The sequence below is a fragment of the Bacillus sp. M5A3_1b genome (assembly GCF_053345335.1).
On record NZ_JBKEZY010000007.1, the window covers coordinates 252,024 to 271,745 of the forward strand.

A 19,722-nucleotide genomic window follows, 5' to 3' on the forward strand; every position below is an offset into this window, starting at 1 on the left:
GTGAACTAAATGAATAAGTTTACATTCCCATCCGAAGCATCTGCTAAATAAGCTCCTACTCCTGCAAACTCTACCCCTTCCATAATCTCTTCCTCTTTTAACCCTAATAAATCTACTGTCATTTGACAAGCTACAAGTTGAATCCCCTGTTCTTTCGCCAAATCGATTAAATCTGGTAAAGACATAGCATTATGTTTTTTCATAATACCTTTAATCATCTTTGGTCCCATACCCGCAAAATTCATTTTCGATAATCCCATCTTGTCTGCACCACGCGGCATCATTTTTCCAAATACTTTTTCTATGAAAGTTTTCTTCACCTTCACATGCTCATCTTTCCTTAAAGCATTTAATCCCCAAAAAGTATGAAAAATAGTTACCTCTTGATCATACGCCGCTGCACCATTTGCAATAATATAAGCAGCCATCGCTTTATCATAATCTCCGCTAAATAAAACGATTGTTGTTTTCTTCTGTTGTTCCATGTTGTTCTCCCTCCGATTACCTATAGGGGTATTTTGCCATTTGTAAAAAGGCTCAAATCATTTATCTCTGTACTATACGATTTTACCTTCCCACGCTAACATACCACCTACCATATTGATTGCTTGAAAACCGTAGCTCTCTAAAAACTGAACTGCTCGTGCACTTCTTCCGCCAGAACGACAAACGATAATATATTCTTTGTTTTTATCCAACTCATGCATTCGAAACTCTAATAGTCCTAGTGGAATGTTACTTGCTTCTGGAATTTTCCCCTCGGCTACTTCTTCTACTTCACGTACGTCTACGATATTTACTTCTTCTTTACGTAACAATTTTTCTTCTAATTCTTTTACTGTCATTTCTTTCATTTTAAATTCCCTCCTCACAAACCATTCATACCACCTGAAACATTGATAACTTGCTGAAACCTTAATTTCTTTAATACTTTTGCTGCTTGCTTACTTCTCATCCCGCTCTGACAAATAACGATTACTTCCTTATTTTTATCTAACTGATTTGCTTTACTAACTAACTCATTTAACGGGATATTCTTAAACCCTTTCATATGATTTCCTCTATATTCACCTACTGTACGAACATCGATAAATTGCTTCCCCTTTTTTCCCGCTATACTCTTTAATTCTTTTCCACTTATATTTTGAACACCTTTTACCGGTAAAAAACGTGAAATAACAAATCCTCCAGCCAGTACAATGAAGAGCGTACTTAATATTGTATTCATATAACCAACCTCTCTACATTTATGAAACTACTACGCCTTCTTAATCCAAAACTTCAGCATATCAGCTTCTTCTACATGCTTTACGATGTCATGACCACCTTTATTTGCCCACGCTGGAATATCCTTAACTGACCCTTTATCCGTTACATGTACTTCTAACACTTCTCCAGTTTGTAAAGTATCCATCGCCTTCTTCGTTCTTACAATCGGCATCGGACATGCTAAACCTGTCGCATCTAATACTTGTTTTACATCCATCATCTATTCCTCCATTTTTTATTTATTTCTTATTCGTGAACAGCACAACGGTTTGGACCAATCTCCATTTCACGCTCTTCGTCTTGACTTGGATTTAATCGCCCCATATTTGTTTGACGAATTTCTTGATATGCATTCGGTTGAGGTGGTAAATTCTCTGTTACAACTTTACGAAACTCTCCCTCATCCTCAATATTTAATCCTGCATTATACGCAAATAAATCTTTTAATTTAGCACTAACAATGCCACTCTCATCCATTTCACTTATTTTTGAATAATGAGCTGGTAACACAATCAATTGTTGAGATAATACTTTATACCGGTTATATAAAGTTTCTCGCAAATCACTCACCCAATCTTCAGCCTTTCCAGCAAGATCTGGACGCCCGATTGAATCTACAAATAAAATATCGCCTGATAATAAATAGGAATCATCTACAATAAATGATGTACTTCCAATCGTATGCCCGGGTGAGTATAATGCATCAATTTCAATTTTAGTACCCCCCACCGTAATGACAGATCCTTCAACGAGCGGTTTATATGAGAAAACAACTTCCTCCGCATCTTTTGGCGGTAACCAATACGTACCATCTACTTTTTCCGCTAACTTACGTCCGCCAGAAATATGGTCTGCATGTAAATGTGTATCCATTACACTCGTAATCGTAACGCCATGCTCTTTCGCAAACTCTTCGTATGCTTCAATTGTTCTTACTGCATCAATAACTGCTGCTTCACCGTTGGAAACGACCATATAAGATAAACAGCCTTTTCCAAGGCGGTTAAATTGATATATACTCCCGCCATTTTTTAAATCTCCAACTTTTATAGGCTTTACATATTCACTCCATGCCTTCATACCACCAGCTAAATAATAAATATTTTCTAATCCAGCCTCTGTTAATTGCTCTGCCACAAATATAGAAGACCCTTCTTTTGCACACACTACTAAAACATCTTTATCTTTAGGTAATTCACTTACAATATGATCTACACCATCTAACAAATCAAAATACGGTTTATTTATAGAAGAAATTTGTTTCCCTTCAATTTTCCAATCTTCATAATCCGTCTCATTACGAACATCTAAAATAAATAACTCTCCGAATAAAACTTTCTCTGCAACATCTTTTGCTTGTAACGGTTTAACGTTCATTTAACTACCCCCATAGGTATATTTTCAGTTAAAAAATTTTATTTCCCCACATTTCCTTGCCACTCTAACATACCTGGAATGACATTTGTCACATTTAAATACCCTTTATCTGTTGCCTGAACTTCAATCACTTGCCCTGATGTCAAACCTTCCATCGCCTTCTTCGTCTTCACAATCGGCATCGGACAGGCCAAACCTTTACAATCTAAACTCATATCCACTTTTATACTCATAGTCGATTCCTCCATAATTTATCCCGCATTAACGGGCAGTAAGACCCCCACCTCAAAATTCAGCGAAAGCAAAGAAATTAGGTGGGAGTGGGGCTGCCCGTAAAAGCCCGATTGGTGAGGGCTGATAATCAGTGGGGGATGAACAAAAACCCCACTGATTAAAGTTTCACTTTATACACTTATACCTGTAGGGGTATATTAAAATGTTTTTGAAAATCTGTCAACACTTATGTTTGACAGATTATCGGCTTTTTACAAGTAATTGAACAGCTTCTTTAATTAACTCTTCATTTGAACCATTACCGCTTTCAAACTGCTCACGCAAACATTGCTCTAAATTCGTTCCCACAACAAGTCCAATTGTACGATCAAGTGCAGAACGAGATGCCGTTAACTGTGTAATAACCTCTCGGCAATCTTTTCCTTCTTCCATCATACGAAGCACACCACGAACCTGACCTTCAATACGTTTCAATCTATTTTTCATATCTTGATTATATTCCACTGTAGACCACCTCCGTATTTATAACTATATTATACATTACTTTGTAACTTTGTATAATACAATATACCCTATAGGGTACATTGTAAAGGGTTTTGTTTTTTGAAACCCTCTAAGGTATATTAAAAATACAAAAGCCACTGATTTTATTGACTTTTTCATTTCTCACCTACACTGCATTATTATCTTACTTCTTATAAACTCTTTGTAAAACTATAATCCATTTCTCCACCTAGTGCTGCAGCTGTATCACCAGTTTCTCTAAAATCATGTGTATATATTTTTTCAAATGAACCGAAATCTACTTGCTTATAAAATTCGAAACAAGGGAATCCATCATGCTCTCCTTGCATATCAATACTACCATCCTTTTTCACACATACATGTAATAAATAATCTACAGGAGGTGCATATATATTTAACGGATTACTTGCACTCGCACTCATTTTAAATTGCACACTATCAGGGTTCCATACGATATTCGTGCACACAATATTTTCAGTACTCGCTTTTCCTGTTCTTTTATTCACAGAACCATCTGGATTCGTAATCTTCTCTGTCGTAATACCTGTGTTCGCATATGAAAACACTTCTTCTTTATAAAAATCAACTACTACCTCTTGCTCCACTCTAGAGCGCATAGTATTTACCGCATGTGGTGTAAATTCGCGTGAATCACCTTCGAATTGTATTACTTTCCCTGTTTGTACATCCTTCTGTGGTTCTGTCCAAGACATTGGAATAAATACGTTAGCTCTAATTTTTACGATATTAGTCATAAGAAACACCTCTATAATTCTAATTTTATACACTGCATTATTTAATCAAAAACACTATTTCAGCCATATAATTAAAATCTTTCTCTTTTACGTTGGCTACTCCTTCTTACAAATGATGCTATATTTATAGCTAGATTTTCGTTTTAAAGCTATATTCCATTTCTCCAGCTAGTGCTGCTGGGGTATCATTCGTTTCTCTGAAATCATGAGTATATATTTTTTCAAATGAACCAAAATCTATTTGTTTATAAAATTCATAGCAAGGGAAACCATCATGTAAACCTTCAATATACACAATGCCACTTGTATTCACTCGTACAGCTAAAAAATAATCTGCTGCGGGTGCCGCCGCATTTAACGGATTACTTGCACTTGCTCTCATTTCAAAGGAAAACTCATCCTCGCCCCATGCAATATTAGTACATACAATGTTTTCTGTACTTGTTTCTCCTTTTTGATACTCAATTGAGCCATCTGAATTTGTAATTTTCACAGTAACGATGCAAGCATCTATATATATGAAAACTTCTCTTTTATAAAAATCAACAATCACTTCTTGTTCTAATCTTGAACGCTTTGAATTTACAGCGTACGGTGTAAATTCACGTGCATCTCCGGCGTATTCAAAAACTCTTCCTGTTGCAGCATCCTTAATAGGTTTCAGCAACGCATACGGTGCAAATACACTCCCTCTAATTTTTACGATATTAACCATATGAAACCTCCGTTAATTCTATTTATATAAATTATTATTTGTACTATACAGGATATAGTCAATTTGATTGACTATATCCTGTATAGTACAATAGGTTTCATATGTAGTCAACTTAATTGACTATAGTTTCGGAGGTTATATACATGAATCATCAAACATTTAACGAACTAGACCTTACTTCACTTTTATCATTATCTTTCAGTACATTAATTACTGAACTGCATGACAGATTAAGTGAATTGGGATTTGAAGATATTAGGCCAGCACACGGTTTTATGTTCAAGCGTATCCTTCCTAATGGAGCAACAGGTATAGAATTAGCTGAGTATTTAGGAGTTTCTAAGCAAGCTGTAAGTAAAATGATCGATTCTCTTGAAAACAGTGGTTATGTCACGCGCAAAAAGCATCCTACTGATAAAAGAGGCAAAATCATTATTTTAACCGAACGTGGTTTAGCCGTAATGAAAGCGAAAGAAGAAATAGTAGCTGAAATAGAGCAACGATGGATTGAAAATATAGGCGCTGAACGAATGCAAATGCTGAAAGAGGATTTAACAACATTCGTTACTAATGAAAATACAGGGAAATTATCATCAAATATACGACCTGTTTGGTAAACAAAAACTCCATATAAAAACGAATCCATTTTGATTATTCTTTTTCAAAATGGATTCGTTTTCTACAATACTATATTTATTACTCTCGTTTCATCTCTATCATTAACCCTAACTATTTGCGTCTCACCATTTGGAAAAAATATGATATAATTTCCCTTTCTCACATTCCTCCAAATAACTTTTCCTTCTTCATCCGTTCTCCCTATGGAAATCCCAATTTCTTTACTGGGCTCAGGTGATGCATCTTTCATAAGTATAATTTCAAAATCTTTTACCGACTGTTTCTCTTTATTTTTAACATGAAAAGTTACGGAATCAACAACCTTACTATCATTCTCCTCATTATTTGCTATAGAACCAGAAATTATGGTTATGACCAGTACACAACATAAAATCCATATAAGCTTACTATATTTATTCAGACCATTTTTTAAGATTATTAAAAACATTGTCTGTTACCCGATTTCCGAAATTCCAAGAATTACTTCCTGCTGTATGGACAGCTATTACTGTTGCACCCGTACGAGAATAGTCATGATATACAGGTGCTCCACTTTGACATCCATAAGTGTCCATCCTATACGTTAAAATTCTAGGACTTGTGCCTTCAATTGGCCCATAATCTGTCCACATAGTATATGCTTCATTTCCTAATTTATCACATGGATACCCTGGGACTACTGCAAGTAAATCTTTTGGTGATTCTACATTAGTAGTTCTATATCCTAACCAACCCGTATAATCCCCAGGAGATCCATCTAGCTTAATAGCTCCATAATCAAATTCCGAATCTCCGTCATCAGTCCATCCACTTACTGAATAGAGTTTTTTCCAACTAAAGGGTAGATACGGTGCCTGGTTTCCATTTCGACCAGGAGTCGCAATAACATTTGTTGCCCATCCACCAAGCTTTTTATCGTAAATACAGTGTCCAGCTGTAAGCACTGTATCTTTACTAATCAATGCTCCTGTACACCCATAAACCTCTTGTCCATTAAACTGAATTACTAAATGCACCATAGTCCGATAAGGATACAAAGTTGTATCAATAACTCTAATTCGATCATCTCTTCCTATTACAGAATGTGTAAGGATATTAGATGAATATTTAAAGTTAGTGTCTCTTAATAAATATCCCCAATCCTCTCCTCGATGTTTACGACCTTCAAAAGGATCTGAAATAAGCTCTCTCCTATCTTCATCCTTAATACGCAAAGAATGTTCTTCAAACAGCACCCTGTCTCTCTCATTTGAAACTGATGTCCAAGGTACATCTTCTGCATACACCTTCTGATTCACCAAAAATACTGTACAAAAAAAGATAAAAAGAACACCAAAACTATAAAGAGCCAACCTACATCTTATAGAAATAAAGCTATCCAACATAACTTACCTCCTATACAAATGATAGCGAACAATTGAAGATCCCCTTTATAAATTCTAGTTTTTCTTTTTTTAGAAGTCAATGTAATTAATAATGATTATCATTATTAATTATATTGACTTAACAAAATCAAACAATGAGTCATATTCTTTACTCTGCGTTCAAAAATATGTCTCATTAAAGGTTCCCTTTATTACATAAACCCGTAACCTTCTTCACAATCAGCTCCGCAGTATTCTCCTCTGGTGGCATCAACAAGTTTGTAACCGTTCCATACACAATAGGGTTTAATTCCACTTCATACCCACCATATGCAAACTCTTCCTTTGTCGGTAAATAACCAATATATCCATTCGTATATCCACAAAAGAAAGCTAGTTCATTTTCAAGACTCTCTTTCACTTCTAACGCAGTCTCTGAAAAAGGTTCCATCGGTATACCAAAGAACATACCATCATTAACTTGAAACAGTTGAACTTCTAAATCAATACGTAACTCCCGAATACCTTGCTTATATTTCTCTAAAACGATAGTAAGCCATTCATCCGTATTCACACCCCACTGCTTCTCTGCCAATTGAGCCATGCTTCGTATCTCATTCATTTCAGGAATATCTTTCAACTTCATTTGCATCATACTCGAAACTGTTCTTACATTTACAATTGGGCTGTATGTAACTGTTGGCAACATCGTTAATACATGTCCACTAAGCGTGTAAGCCATTTGCTTTAATGCTTCCCTTGAACCGCGATACTTCGCATTTACATTACCAGCAGCCCCTTGCACAATAATAACAGGACAGTTTACGATTTTTTCAAGAACCTCTCTCGTCATTCCAGGATAATCCGCTGATAACACATCACTATCACCTTTTAACACATTCGGATGAGCCGTACAAAATACTACAATCCCAGATAGCTCCTTCGTTTCAGCATTTCTTATGGCTAACATACCAATTCGTTTATCTACAACACCCTCTATATTTGTTCCCATCTTTGCTCTTCCATCAGATGTTCTCTCTCTTCGGTTTATCCCAATATCACCTGTCGTAACACCCCAGCCAACTTCACATAACTCCAAATTATTATTTGCAGTAACAGCACCGTGCACTACATTATTTACTAAACTCTTTTTATACGACTTTACTAAAGGTTGCTCACCAACCGTTTCCGGACCAGAGTGTGTATGTGTATAAACAACTGTTATTCGCTCAAATGGCACATGAAGCCTACTAGCTACTTGCTCACGAATCATATTCGTATCTTCTACTAACATTCCAATGTTATCAATACTTATAAACACAGTTTTCATTTCATCTTTTTCAAATACAAAAACCGTCCCATAAATACGTTCTTCAATATTATTTATTCCTGTCTCTCTATGGTATCCGACAAAATCAATACCTATAGGCGGCGTAATATCCACCTTACATACCCCTATTTTGCTCATTTGAATCGCTCCATTTCTATATATAACTCCCTTTTTTCAAGAATAGCATATTTAAACTTGTTTCAAATAAAAAAGAACGAACATAGCATTCTATGTCCGTTCTTTCCATCACACATACTTCCGATGCACCATCTTCCCATCATAAGAAAACACAACGCCCTTACTCTCCACAATCGACTCCATATGCACCGTTCTTCCCCATAATTGATGAAGGTATGGCAATACTTTTTCTAAGTATTTTAAATCGAGCTCGATCCCTTCGTAACTATGTTTAATGTACAATTCTCCGTTCTTTAAGTAGTCCCCGTCTTCTACTACTAAGTATGGGAAGCCGCCATTTGTTCGCATATTTACGAGCTGATCACGCACATGTTCCCACTCTTTATCTATTACTTTATATTCTTTTCCTTGGCGCTGGAATAAGTACATATCTTCTCTCATTACGAGATCTTTATTTAAATAGTTTCTTAAGAACGATACATCCCATTCGATTTCGCGTACTTCAAAGATTTTGTCACGACCAGATCCTGGTTTAACGCCTCTTCGTTTCATTTCTTCTGTCGGATTGTTGTAGCGCTCTTCAATATCTTCGAACATTTTAATACCGAGGTAGTATGGGTTAATACTTGTTTTTGATGGCTGAACTACACCTGCATTAAGCTTTGCGAATTCAATCGCTTCAGAAGATGTTAAGTCCATTTCACGGAGTATGCGTTGATGCCAGTACGAAGCCCAACCTTCGTTCATGATCTTCGTTTCAAGCTGCGGCCAGAAATATAACATTTCCTCGCGCATCATCGTTAATATATCGCGCTGCCACTCTTCTAGCTCACGGCTATATTCTTCAATAAAGAGAAGTAAATCTTTTTCTGGCTGCGGTGGGATTTTCTTCTTTTTATGCATATTAGGTCGTTCCCTCTTTTTGTTTCGATCATCTAAATTCCATAAATCATCGTACTGTGATATCTTTTTCTTTTCTACATCCTCTTCTAAATCTCCAATACTCCAAGCAAGTTTCGGACGCATAAGCGATGGATCAATATGTTCTTGAATGGCAAGCACTGCATCCAAGAACGTTTCTACCTCTTCTCTTCCATACTTATGTTCATACGCCTTCACACGATCTGCTGTCGCTGCCATACTCTCCACCATATCGCGTTTCGTATTAGAGAAACGAATATTATTTTTGAAGAAATCACAGTGCGCTAAAACGTGCGCCACGATTAATTTATTTTGAATTAAAGAATTCGTATCTAATAAAAAGGCGTAACATGGATTAGAGTTAATAACGAGTTCATAAATTTTACTAAGTCCTAAATCGTATTGTAATTTCATTCTGAAAAATTGCTTTCCAAAACTCCAATGCGAAAACCTCGTCGGCATCCCATATGCACCAAATGTATAAATAATTTCCGCTGGACATACTTCATAACGCATTGGATAAAAATCAAGCCCAAATCCAGTCGCAATTTCCGTAATTTCCGCAATCGCATATTGCAGCGCTTTATCTTCACTTGCTCTCATTATTTTCCCTCCTTACACTTTCCCTTAAGAAAGTGTATGATGAGGAACAAGCTTTCATGAGGATTGATTGCATAATAAAAAGACATCCTCATAAAAACGAGAATGTCTCATCTATTAACCTTCAATAATCTCCATCTTCTCCGTAATCGATGTACGAGCTTTTCCTTCTGGTGCTTTATCGAAATAGCCAAGGTGAAGAATTCCAACGATGCGTTGACCTCTTGTTAAACCAAGTCCTTCTATAAATAATGGATTGTAGTTTAATCCGCCTGATTTCCAAACGCAACCTAAGCCACGTTCCCAAGCAAGTAGTTGGAAGTTTTGCATAAATGCACATGTTGCAGCGTAATCTTCGTCGCGTTGAATTTGACGTGGATCTTCATTAATATAAACAACAATTTGTGCAGGCGTGCTTAAGAAACGATCTGATAAAATTTTACCGCGTTTCGCTCTTTCTTCTTCTGTGAAAGAGTTTAATACTGCGTCTACTAATTTTTTGCGACCTTCTCCAATGTATAATTTACAATTCCATGGTTCACGGTGTTTATGATTTGGTGCCCACGTTGCGTCGTTTAATAGTTCAATTAATAACTCTTTATCTACAACTTTATCTGTGAATGTACGTACAGAGCGTCTTTCTTTAATCACATTTGCGATGGAAGTATATGTAGTCATATTTTTCTCTCCCTTATTTTCATCTATATGTATACGTTTGTTATTGATATTGATTTTCAATTTCGATTATACCTTAGTTTTTTACTATTAATCAATGTTTTATGTTGGAAAACTTCCAAAAACGTCATTTTATACTGTGAATAAAAAAACTTAACTTATTCACAAGTATTTCACATTTTATGGAAATGATATGTGTACAGTTTTCCACATTATCCATCTAGGAGGAGTTTATATGTACAAAAAGATCGCAGTAAGTATGACCATGGCAACATTATTATTCGGGGCAACCGTCTTCCCTACTTTCGCTGCCACGCCAAAAGAAGTAACATTGCACCACCATAAGCCTATTTCAGAAGAAGAAATGCAGTCGCTCGAAAAGCTCGGCTATAACAAACATGAAATTTGGAAAGCTGCTCATATTGCAAAAATGAGTAAAAAAGAAATAAAAGACGTTTTAGCTTACTATAAACAAAATAAATCTTGGGAGAAAACAGCCCAGCATTTCGGTGTAGATCCAAGTAAGTTGAAAAAGCATCATATGAATAAAGAGACAAAAAAAGCACTGCTGCAAGAATTAGCAAATATGCAAAAAGCTACACCAGACGGACTCAAACAAAAAATGAAAGAATATAATATCGGATTACGTCAACTCACAGTATTAACAATCATCTCTCAAAAAAGTAATACCCCTCTCGATGATGTACTAAAAATGAAAAGAGATGGAATGGACATTAAGCAAATTGCAGAAAAACTAAACGTGAAAAAAGAAGATATACGAGCAGAAATGATTAAATTAGTGAAGTCTATTAAAGAAAAGAACACAAATTAACATGCCAAAAAGGAAGAGATATTTAATACTCTTCCTTTTCTTTATGAACTTTCAATTTTCAAGTATAAATTCCCGTCTTTCCCAAAAACTAACATAAGTAAATGATATATGTCAGGGGTGAGAAAATGTTCGGTTTATCATCTAAGAAATCCAAAAAGACTAATACAAAAACAATTTGTTCTATTCCAGAATTTATAAAAACCATGAAAGAATCTAGCGATTTTTCCTCTTATAATGTCATAGAGGATGGGGCATTATGTTTGTTTTATTATAAATCCACAGTAGAATCACTTATTATTAATCGATTCATTTTAACACCTATCAAAAAAGAATTAGATCGCATTCAAAATATAAATGACATAGCAAATATCGTCACACTTGAGGAGATTATCATCAATCCTTCTATTGATGATATACGTGAAAAACTATTAGGTGGCCATGTACTCTTGCAGCTAAAAGTTGATTCCCAAACAGCCGAATATGCACTGATTCGTGCTGAAAGTTTAGCTTTAGGTACACGATTATATAACGACACAGAAAATGAATATAGTGTCATCGGTCCCAAAATTGGATTCGTTGAGAATATTGATACGAATATACATTTACTTCGGCGAAGCATTGTAACAGAGCAATTGGTTTTCAAAGAAGTTATAGTTGGCTCTATATCAAAAACAAAGGTGATAGTTGCTTACATCGAAGGCATTACAAATGAACAACACATCAATACTGCAATGCAGCGCTTACAAGATGTTGACTTTGATGTTCCTTTTGATGCAACTATGATTGAACAGTTTATTAGCGATAATAGTAACTCACCCTTCCCTGTTTTACTACCTACAGAGCGGTTAGACCGCTCTGTGTACGCATTACTGAATGGAGGCGTTGTTATTTTAACAGACGGTTCACCTTACGCATTAGCTGGACCAGCGACGTTACTTGATTTCTTCGTCTCGCCAGAAGATTATTATTTACCATGGATAGCAGGCTCATTTCTTCGAATGGTTCGCTTTTTCGGAGCAGCATTCTCGCTATTTTCATCAGCTATTTATACAGCTGTATTAACGTATCATTATCAAATGATTCCTGTGGATTTACTAGGTCCGATTATTTTTTCAAGAGCTAATGTACCCTTTCCGCCCATTTTAGAAGCACTTTTTTTAGAAATCACAATCGAATTGCTCCGTGAAGCTGGAGCACGATTACCTACAAAAGTTGGACAAACAATCGGCATCGTTGGCGGTATTGTAATTGGCCAAGCATCTGTTCAAGCTGCTTTAACGAGTAACATTTTATTAATTGCAGTTGCTTTATCAGCACTCGCTTCTTTTACAACACCAACTGTAAAAATGTCTTCTACTATCCGGATACTACGATTTCCACTTATTCTTTTAGCTGGTGCATTTGGGGGCTTAGGTCTTATTGTAGGATTCGTACTCATATTAGCTCATTTAATTCGCTTAAAATCACTTGGATCACCTTATTTATTACCTCTATATCCATTTCGCGGTTTAGGGACAGCAGAAGGACTCTTTCGTCTTCCATTTAGTCAAACTGCAGGACGTGCATCTTTTCTAAGACCAAAAAAGAAATGGCGCTATGACCCAAACAAAGCGAAAGAAAAACATGACGGTGAAGAGAAATGAAAAATATTTTATTATGCTTTTCCATTATCATTTTAATTTTTCAATCTGGTTGTACAGAAACAAATATAGTTGATACACAGCGAATGATTCACGTAGGTGGATTCGATATAATGAAAGATAAAAAATTTCGCGGAACAATTTTATATCCCGATTACACAAAAGGAGTACAATCGAAACCAGAAACTCAATCAACTCATGCAGGTACAATTGAAACAATCTCTTCCCTTCTAAACGCCAAATCTCCACATACGATCGCTGTAGGTCAAATGCGTGTTGTCCTATTTGGACAAGCATTTGGTGAACATGGACTTGGAGATGTTATTAACAACTTACAACGTGATCCTAACATTGGCCGTGATGTGCAGCTAGCACTTGTAGATGGTTCAGCAGAAGAATTACTGAAACATGTCAGAATAAATGGATCACTTTATTTATCTGATTTATTGGAGCAAAATATAAAAAACGAGACAATCCCGCGGACAGCTTTAAATATTTTTTTATATAACTTCTATTCATCTGGATGCGATCCATTTCTTCCTTACATTCAAGTATCAGAAGACAAATCTGCTTCCATTAAAGGACTAGCTTTTTTAAAAAAGGATAAAGTGGCTATGTATACAGATAAAGCAGGATCTTTTTTATTTAAATTGCTCATTAATCCAACGAAAAATGGCCGTTACGAAGTCCCAATACGTCAAGGTAAACATAAAGGCTTAATCACAACCCAAAACTTATCTGGAAATAGTGTTTGTTCCCTTTCCGACCCCGGTGACATTCCGAAAGTTCACATTCGCCTGAAATTAAATGGACTTATAAAAAATGCCCCTGACTGGCTTGATTTATCAAAGAGTAAAAATGTAACTTACGTAAAAAAACATGTAGAAAAAACGCTTGAGAAGGATTTAAACGAATTAATAAAACAATTCCAAGAAAAAGAAATTGATCCAATCGGTATACGTGAAGAAATTCGTAGTCACTCAAGAAAATGGAGCATGAAACAAATTCAAGATATGTATCCTAACGTAGACGTTGCTGTCAATGTAAAGATTAATGTCGTACAATCTGGTATCGGAGAATAGTGAGGTGCTATCATGGCTGAACAAGATAAAACACATACTGTTTCCCCTTATTTCACATTTCTTCTATTACACTCCCTTCAAATTGGGGTAGGTGTGTTAGGATACCAAAGGATTATTGCGCAATATGCTGGGTATGATTCTTGGATTTCCCTTATCGTTGCGGGCATTGCAACTCATATCGTACTATTTTGCATGCTTAAAATGTTAGAAAAAGATAATGATTTAATGAATATTCATACGACATGTTTCGGAAAGTGGATTGGAAAAATTTTTTCCGTATGCTTTGCCGCATATCTTTTATTATTTTGCCTTACTGTTCTTCGTACATATATTGAAGTGATTCAAGTTTGGGTCTTTCCTACAATTAAACCGTGGAAATTAACCTTACTATTTTTACTTGTAGCTTATTACATAATTAGGGGTGGCTTTCGTTCTGTAACAGGAATGTGTTTTTGGGGCGTCATAATACCGATTTTCGTCCTGCTTTTCTTAGTTTTCCCAATGAAATATGCACATGTTCGTAACATTTTTCCAATTCTTACTCATTCACCTTTAGACATTTTAACTGCAGCGAAAGCATCTGCATTAGAATTTCTTGGATTTGAAGCAATCCTTGTCTTTTATCCATTTATTAGAAAAGGAAAATCGTTAAATAAATGGGCACATGGCGGTATTGCTTTTACAACAATTCTATACGTAATACTAGCCATCGTTTCCCTTATGTACTATAGTCAAGGGCAACTACACCATACCATTTGGCCAACATTAACGATGCTAAAAATCATTAAAGTTCCTTTCATCCAAAGGTTTGAGTACATTATTATTTTCTTATGGTATCTTATTATTTTACCTAATCTTTGTTTAACCATTTGGTCTTCTTGTTGTATTAGTAAAAAATCGTTTCACATACCATTTAAAATCACACTACCATTATTTATCGCAGTCATATTTATTTCATCCTTATTTTTCACAAACCGCGAAAGTATCAATGCATTAAATACGGTACTATCTCAAGCTGGTTTATATATTGTATACGCCTATATCCCAATTTTATTTCTATTCCATTCAGTACGATGGCGTTTCAAAAATCCGTCGAAAAAATCTTCAACCGATACACCATAATCTCTGATACAATTTGAGTAATACATTTGTAAAGGGGACAAGCGTATGAAGAAATATGTATTTTCTTTACTTGCAGTACTAAGTTTAATTCTTGCTGGTTGCGGAGCTACTAGTACAAATGAAAAAAAATCATCTGAATCAAAAGAAGAGCATGACCACGCATCGCATACTCAGCAAGCTGACATTCAAGAAAAAACAAAAGGAGTCGACACACTTCCTACCTTCCTAGACAAGCTTGATCCACAAATGAAAGATATATACACTGTCGCTGGACAAAATGCAGAGCTATTAGATTGGATTCCATGTTACTGCGGTTGTGGTGAGAGTGTAGGACATAAAAATAATAAAAACTGCTTTATTCGTGAAATGAAAAAGAATGGTGAAGTTGTTTGGGATTCCCACGCAACGACCTGTGTCAATTGCCTAGAAATCGCAGTTGAATCTGCTTCCATGAAACAAAAAGGAAAATCAACGCTCGAAATTCGCAACTATATTGACAATAAGTATAAAGAAGGATACGGAAAACCAACACCTACGCCAATGCCAAAAGCTTAAAAACGAGGATACACCTCGTTTTTTCGTTTCATTCACTTTTTTTCTTAACAAATTCTTTCAAGTGTATTTCTCCTTACTTGTCACACACTATATATAACTCCTCAGTAAGGAGGGTACACAGTGCAAACATATAACGACTATGACAAAGCTCTCTATTACACGTATAGCTGTAATTGGGATAAATTACTCGTTCTTATGGTTCAAACGAACGATCAACTATTTTCTAAGCGTATTGAACATTTTTTACACGCTTATCAATACAGTAAAGAAATGCCAGAAGTTGATAAACAATTGCAGCTCCTATTTCAATATATTGACCATGCATCCCAAAAGTCACATATAGAAGAAGTAGAGCAAATTCAAATGTAAAATATAGCGCTATTCTCTTCAGGAGAATGGCGCTTTTTTAAATATCGATATCAATAAAAGTTTTTCCTTATAAAACTTTTATTGATAAACATATTTTTTCTTTCTTTTCTGTGCCACTTCATACTATAATTTAGTATGTAACTATTATAAGAGAGGTATAAAATATGGGACGAGAAAAAAAGCAAGAATATGCTTTACTTACCGCATGGGGAGCTTCTTTTATCGCTACACTAGGAAGTCTTTATTTTTCCGAAATCATGAAATTTGAGCCTTGTGTACTTTGTTGGTATCAACGTATTATTATGTATCCATTCGTTTTATGGCTTGGTATCGCTGTAGCAAAGAAAGATTATCGCATCGCAAGTTATTCTTTACCAATTGCAAGTATTGGTGCTTGTATTTCTTTATATCACTATGCAATTCAAAAAGTCGCTGCATTTTCAGCAGCTGGAGCAGCTTGCGGCCGTGTACCTTGCACCGGAGAATTCATAAACTGGTTTGGTTTTATGACAATCCCGTTTTTAGCACTTATCGGCTTTATTACAATCGCTGTTTGTAGTTTTATTGTAATAAAAAACAAATAAGGAGATGAACAAATGAAAAAAATGCTTATATTTGGTGGTATTATTATCGCCTTGTTTGTAGCAATTTTCGCTGTCACACAGATGGAAGAAAAAAACGCTACTAGCCAAAAAATTGATAATCCTACTGATAGTAAGACCAATGGCCCTGACTACTACACAAATAAAATCTCTCTTTCAGATCTTCAAAAGAATTTAAAAGAGAAAAAAGAAGAAACAGTATACTTTTATCAAACATCTTGCGTTCATTGTCAAAAGCTATCTCCTGTCGTAGTACCAATGGCTAAAGATTTGAACGTCGATATGAAAGTTATGGATATTGAAAAACTAGATGTTCCTTGGGATGAATATAAAATTAAAGGAACTCCAACAATCATTCACTTTAAAGATGGCAAAGAAGTAAGCCGTATTAGTGGTGAACAGCCGGAAGACAAATTAAAAGAATGGCTTGAGCAAACGAAGAAATAACGAGAAAAGGAAACTCCTTCTACACATGAAATGGGCGTAAAGTCCCAAACTAATGTATAAGGAGGGGGTTTTATGCCAGAAGTGAAATGCTCTGTTTCCAATTGCTCATTTTGGGGACAAGGTAACTTTTGTCAAGCTAGTGCAATCATTGTTCAACCAGATGCACAAGAAACTGGTTCAGATACAAATGATTCATATACAAGCGCGGTTTTAACAAACGAGACGCTAGAAAGTTCTGTAACAACGAGTGTAGAGACTTGTTGTCATACATTTAAGCCAAAATATTAAGCAAAAAAAGCATACGAGTACTCGTATGCTTTTTTACATTCCTCTCCAAAAATCATGCATGATAAAAAAGTACAAAATAACGAGAACAACTGTCCCACATAAGGTAATGCGCCGATATATACTCTTCTCCCCTTCTCTTGCTTTCACAAATGCCCAAATAAATCCGAAGAACAATATTAAATCAACATATGGAACATAAAAAGAAAAAACGAGAAACGCATACAAATACACGATAAATAAACAGGTCGTTACTAAGAAAATTTTAAAAGCAAATTCACTTTTCATAATGTAACCGTCCCCCTATCTGTACTGTATTATATTCAGCAAAATACAATAGTTGCAGTTAAACTCGAAGTAGAAATAAGCTACCGTCTATAATACGGTAGCCTATAACGGAACATTATATTTCCGTTTATATATATTACTTAAAACCGAAGAAGGAATTTGCTCATAACGAATTTTTTCTCCTGTTTCATCCACAATATACAAATTGTTTCCTATATAATATATTCCATCTTTTCGTTTTGAATACACTGGATATCTTTCGTTTGGCAATACCGTTTTCACTTTTGTTAACTGCCCATTTGGTTCTTGCCAATATATATCGGCACGGTCTACTAACGTAAGCATGCCAATTTGCTCTTCTTCTACTTTACGACCATTCCAGCTCACAACGCGGTAACCAAGCTTATTCGCTTCATATTCGGGGCTCGTCTGAAAGCGAGAAATGATCACTTTTGTTTGCAATTGGACTCGGTCATATAACCATTGTATATCCCTGTCATGCATGCGAATACAGCCATTCGATTCTCGGCTTCCAATCGTCCATTCCCGATTTGTTCCATGAATCGCGTACTCCTTTTTATCCAAACCTAACCAACGCGTACCGAGAGGATTATTCGGTGCACCCCCAGCTATTTTTTTTCGATGATATTCTTTATTTTTAAATTTAGTTATAATACAAAAACTACCTTCAGGCGTAGGTGTACGGTCTCTTCCAGTTGTTACGGAGAATGTCTTTGTATAATTTCCATTTTCAAAAAAAGATAATTGGTTTGTCGTAAGATTCACTAATATTAGATGATCTGTATCAGCAAAAGCACTAACCGGTAGGATGAAAAATAATAGTATGACGAAACATAATTTTTTCATCTATATCCCTCCCCTAGCGCTCAATATAATAAGTGGAATTAGCTTTACTTTGCTCTTATAAATGAAAACTATCCATTTACAATAACGCCCCCATTTACATGTATCATTTGTCCGGTAACATAGGATGAATCGCCAGACGCTAAGTATACGTATGCTGGCGCTAATTCATATGGTTGACCAGGTCTTTGCATCGGGACATTGCTTCCAAACTGAGAGACTTTCTTCTCATCAAAGCTTGACGGAATAAGTGGTGTCCAAATTGGTCCCGGTGCAACACCATTTACACGAATTCCTCTTTGCACTAACGACTGAGAAAGTGATCTTGTAAAAGCTACGATTGCTCCTTTCGTTGCCGAGTAATCAATTAATGTTTCATTTCCTTCATATGCAACGATAGACGCCGTGTTTATAATGACATCGCCTCGCTTTAAATGAGAAAGTGCTGCTTTCGTAACGTGAAAATAAGAAAAAATATTAATACGAAAAGTCTTTTCTAGCTGTTCTGCTGTAATATACTCTAATCCTTGCTGCGGATATTGCTGCGCGACATTATTTACTAAGACATTCAAACTACCTAGCTGCCGAACGGTCTCTTCTACAATATCTTTGCAATGCTGTTCATTACTTAAATCACCCGGCAACAACACACACTTTACCCCTTCTTGTTCTACATGTTGTTTCGTCTCATTTGCATCTCCATCTTCATCTAAATAAGCAATCGCGATATTTGCTCCCTCTTTTGCAAAAGCGATGGAAACAGCTCTTCCAATCCCACTGTCTCCTCCTGTAATTAATATATTTTTTCCTTTTAACTTTTCACTTCCTTTATAATTTGGATCTTCAAACTGCGGAAGTGGATTCATTAATGATTCAATACCAGGCTGTTTATTTTGATGTTGCGCAGGCATTGTTACAAAGTTTTTTTGCTGTGGCATAGCTTCTTTCAACTCCTTTTCCTTATAATGCGCACAATAAAAACTGAAATTCGCACATCGGTTTACGATTAATATTCGAATTTAAGACACAAAATATGAATTGTTATAAACTTTTTATGCAAAACTATTGCAAAATAGTTAAAAAACGAATATTATATATAACTGTTGTGAAAATTA

Annotated in this window: 26 protein-coding genes and 1 pseudogene; 10 read left to right on the top strand and 17 right to left on the bottom strand. The window is 35.6% G+C overall.

Annotated elements, in window-relative coordinates:
• Positions 1-5: 5 nt before the first annotated feature.
• From ACLBWW_RS20975 to ACLBWW_RS21015, 9 genes and pseudogenes are all read right to left on the bottom strand, one after another.
• Positions 6-485, bottom strand: a complete 480-nt coding sequence (locus ACLBWW_RS20975) for a DsrE/DsrF/DrsH-like family protein (RefSeq protein ID WP_048545738.1) — start codon at positions 483-485, stop codon at positions 6-8.
• Between the two features lie 72 nt (positions 486-557).
• Positions 558-854, bottom strand: a complete 297-nt coding sequence (locus tag ACLBWW_RS20980) for a rhodanese-like domain-containing protein (RefSeq protein WP_048545740.1) — start codon at positions 852-854, stop codon at positions 558-560.
• A 14-nt stretch (positions 855-868) separates the two neighbouring features.
• Positions 869-1,228, bottom strand: coding sequence for a rhodanese-like domain-containing protein (locus ACLBWW_RS20985; RefSeq protein ID WP_048545742.1), 360 nt, complete (start codon positions 1,226-1,228; stop codon positions 869-871).
• 30 nt (positions 1,229-1,258) lie between these two features.
• Positions 1,259-1,489 carry a sulfurtransferase TusA family protein gene (locus ACLBWW_RS20990; RefSeq protein ID WP_048545744.1) on the bottom strand — a complete coding sequence of 77 codons (231 nt, stop codon included), beginning with the start codon at positions 1,487-1,489 and terminating at the stop codon, positions 1,259-1,261.
• A gap of 26 nt (positions 1,490-1,515) precedes the next feature.
• On the bottom strand, positions 1,516-2,646 hold the full coding sequence (locus tag ACLBWW_RS20995; RefSeq protein WP_048545746.1) for an MBL fold metallo-hydrolase: 1,131 nt from the start codon (positions 2,644-2,646) through the stop codon (positions 1,516-1,518).
• A 101-nt stretch (positions 2,647-2,747) separates the two neighbouring features.
• Positions 2,748-2,879: pseudogene (locus tag ACLBWW_RS21000) on the bottom strand (sulfurtransferase TusA family protein); the annotation flags it as partial.
• A gap of 241 nt (positions 2,880-3,120) precedes the next feature.
• Positions 3,121-3,384, bottom strand: a complete 264-nt coding sequence (locus tag ACLBWW_RS21005; RefSeq protein WP_000456206.1) for a metal-sensitive transcriptional regulator — start codon at positions 3,382-3,384, stop codon at positions 3,121-3,123.
• A 191-nt stretch (positions 3,385-3,575) separates the two neighbouring features.
• A complete protein-coding gene (locus ACLBWW_RS21010; protein ID WP_048545749.1) occupies positions 3,576-4,160 on the bottom strand; it encodes a DUF3238 domain-containing protein in 585 nt (194 codons plus the stop codon).
• 130 nt (positions 4,161-4,290) lie between these two features.
• Positions 4,291-4,875, bottom strand: coding sequence for a DUF3238 domain-containing protein (locus ACLBWW_RS21015; RefSeq protein WP_447614219.1), 585 nt, complete (start codon positions 4,873-4,875; stop codon positions 4,291-4,293).
• Positions 4,876-5,018: 143 nt separating this feature from the next.
• Between ACLBWW_RS21015 and ACLBWW_RS21020 the strand changes: the two genes are divergently transcribed.
• A complete protein-coding gene (locus ACLBWW_RS21020) occupies positions 5,019-5,492 on the top strand; it encodes a MarR family winged helix-turn-helix transcriptional regulator (protein WP_048545753.1) in 474 nt (157 codons plus the stop codon).
• Between the two features lie 62 nt (positions 5,493-5,554).
• On the opposite strand, the gene ACLBWW_RS21025 is transcribed toward ACLBWW_RS21020, so the two are convergent.
• The 5 genes from ACLBWW_RS21025 to ACLBWW_RS21045 all read right to left on the bottom strand — a co-directional run bounded on the left by ACLBWW_RS21025 (position 5,555) and on the right by ACLBWW_RS21045 (position 10,524).
• Positions 5,555-5,941: a DUF2606 family protein gene (locus tag ACLBWW_RS21025; RefSeq protein ID WP_048545755.1), complete on the bottom strand. Its 387-nt coding sequence runs from the start codon at positions 5,939-5,941 to the stop codon at positions 5,555-5,557.
• Positions 5,907-6,878, bottom strand: a complete 972-nt coding sequence (locus ACLBWW_RS21030; RefSeq protein ID WP_048545759.1) for a trypsin-like serine peptidase — start codon at positions 6,876-6,878, stop codon at positions 5,907-5,909. Before ACLBWW_RS21030 ends, ACLBWW_RS21025 begins: the two co-directional genes overlap by 35 nt.
• Positions 6,879-7,053: 175 nt before the next feature.
• On the bottom strand, positions 7,054-8,325 hold the full coding sequence (locus ACLBWW_RS21035) for a neutral/alkaline non-lysosomal ceramidase N-terminal domain-containing protein (RefSeq protein WP_098630966.1): 1,272 nt from the start codon (positions 8,323-8,325) through the stop codon (positions 7,054-7,056).
• Between the two features lie 108 nt (positions 8,326-8,433).
• Positions 8,434-9,849: a stage V sporulation protein SpoVR gene (spoVR, locus tag ACLBWW_RS21040; protein WP_001202729.1), complete on the bottom strand. Its 1,416-nt coding sequence runs from the start codon at positions 9,847-9,849 to the stop codon at positions 8,434-8,436.
• Positions 9,850-9,963: 114 nt separating this feature from the next.
• Complete coding sequence (locus ACLBWW_RS21045; RefSeq protein WP_048545762.1) at positions 9,964-10,524, bottom strand: nitroreductase family protein; 561 nt, start codon at positions 10,522-10,524, stop codon at positions 9,964-9,966.
• 232 nt (positions 10,525-10,756) lie between these two features.
• On the opposite strand from ACLBWW_RS21045, the gene ACLBWW_RS21050 reads away from it, so the two are divergent.
• From ACLBWW_RS21050 to ACLBWW_RS21090, 9 genes are all read left to right on the top strand, one after another.
• Positions 10,757-11,353, top strand: coding sequence for a hypothetical protein (locus ACLBWW_RS21050; RefSeq protein WP_048545764.1), 597 nt, complete (start codon positions 10,757-10,759; stop codon positions 11,351-11,353).
• 125 nt (positions 11,354-11,478) lie between these two features.
• Complete coding sequence (locus ACLBWW_RS21055) at positions 11,479-12,996, top strand: spore germination protein (protein ID WP_048545766.1); 1,518 nt, start codon at positions 11,479-11,481, stop codon at positions 12,994-12,996.
• A complete protein-coding gene (gerYC, locus tag ACLBWW_RS21060; RefSeq protein WP_048545768.1) occupies positions 12,993-14,075 on the top strand; it encodes a spore germination protein GerYC in 1,083 nt (360 codons plus the stop codon). Before ACLBWW_RS21055 ends, gerYC begins: the two co-directional genes overlap by 4 nt.
• Before the next feature lie 12 nt (positions 14,076-14,087).
• Positions 14,088-15,197, top strand: coding sequence for a GerAB/ArcD/ProY family transporter (locus ACLBWW_RS21065; protein WP_048545770.1), 1,110 nt, complete (start codon positions 14,088-14,090; stop codon positions 15,195-15,197).
• A 45-nt stretch (positions 15,198-15,242) separates the two neighbouring features.
• On the top strand, positions 15,243-15,752 hold the full coding sequence (locus tag ACLBWW_RS21070) for a PCYCGC domain-containing protein (protein WP_048545771.1): 510 nt from the start codon (positions 15,243-15,245) through the stop codon (positions 15,750-15,752).
• Positions 15,753-15,872: 120 nt separating this feature from the next.
• On the top strand, positions 15,873-16,121 hold the full coding sequence (locus tag ACLBWW_RS21075; protein WP_001195461.1) for a YhdB family protein: 249 nt from the start codon (positions 15,873-15,875) through the stop codon (positions 16,119-16,121).
• Between the two features lie 164 nt (positions 16,122-16,285).
• Positions 16,286-16,705: a disulfide formation protein C gene (locus ACLBWW_RS21080; RefSeq protein WP_048545773.1), complete on the top strand. Its 420-nt coding sequence runs from the start codon at positions 16,286-16,288 to the stop codon at positions 16,703-16,705.
• A 12-nt stretch (positions 16,706-16,717) separates the two neighbouring features.
• Complete coding sequence (locus tag ACLBWW_RS21085) at positions 16,718-17,170, top strand: thioredoxin family protein (RefSeq protein WP_000738449.1); 453 nt, start codon at positions 16,718-16,720, stop codon at positions 17,168-17,170.
• Positions 17,171-17,242: 72 nt separating this feature from the next.
• On the top strand, positions 17,243-17,458 hold the full coding sequence (locus ACLBWW_RS21090) for a DUF1540 domain-containing protein (RefSeq protein WP_001115398.1): 216 nt from the start codon (positions 17,243-17,245) through the stop codon (positions 17,456-17,458).
• Between the two features lie 33 nt (positions 17,459-17,491).
• On the opposite strand, the gene ACLBWW_RS21095 is transcribed toward ACLBWW_RS21090, so the two are convergent.
• From ACLBWW_RS21095 to ACLBWW_RS21105, 3 genes are all read right to left on the bottom strand, one after another.
• On the bottom strand, positions 17,492-17,743 hold the full coding sequence (locus ACLBWW_RS21095) for a hypothetical protein (protein ID WP_000834190.1): 252 nt from the start codon (positions 17,741-17,743) through the stop codon (positions 17,492-17,494).
• A 102-nt stretch (positions 17,744-17,845) separates the two neighbouring features.
• Positions 17,846-18,610, bottom strand: a complete 765-nt coding sequence (locus ACLBWW_RS21100; protein WP_098048703.1) for a L,D-transpeptidase — start codon at positions 18,608-18,610, stop codon at positions 17,846-17,848.
• 68 nt (positions 18,611-18,678) lie between these two features.
• A complete protein-coding gene (locus tag ACLBWW_RS21105; RefSeq protein WP_048545777.1) occupies positions 18,679-19,545 on the bottom strand; it encodes an SDR family oxidoreductase in 867 nt (288 codons plus the stop codon).
• Between the last annotated feature and the right edge of the window lie 177 nt (positions 19,546-19,722).